Source organism: Stenotrophomonas sp. 3diitr2024 (genome assembly GCF_042136455.1).
GTDB classification, from domain to species: Bacteria; Pseudomonadota; Gammaproteobacteria; order Xanthomonadales; family Xanthomonadaceae; genus Stenotrophomonas; species Stenotrophomonas sepilia.
Window position 1 is genome coordinate 1 of record NZ_JBHHMJ010000730.1, and the last position, 328, is coordinate 328.

Sequence of the window (328 nt, forward strand, 5' to 3'; positions counted from 1 at the left end):
GGCACGCGACACCGCCAATGGCCACCTGCAGTTCCTGCAGCTGGTTGGATTGACCGATGAGGAAATGGAGGCGGTCAAGCGCTGGTCTACGCGCGGCGTGCTGCAGGCGCTGCAGCCGCAGGTGAGCGGTTTCGCGGGCGACGTACCGGCCGACTACCGCCCGCTGGCGGCGCTGGACGCCACACTGGGCGACGAACTGCAGGCGCTGGACGAGCGCGCCTCCCATCTCAAGCAACTCGGCGAAGGCATGGACAGCTCGCTCGGCGAGATGGTCAGCTGGCTGAAGGCGCAGGGGCATCATGCCGTGGCCAACAGCCTGCAGCACGCC

The 328-nt window shown here is 68.3% G+C and carries 1 protein-coding gene; it reads left to right on the forward strand.

What is annotated here, in order from left to right:
• A partial coding sequence (locus tag ABGA94_RS19065; RefSeq protein ID WP_375367930.1) for a suppressor of fused domain protein occupies positions 1 to 328 on the forward strand: 328 nt, incomplete at both ends.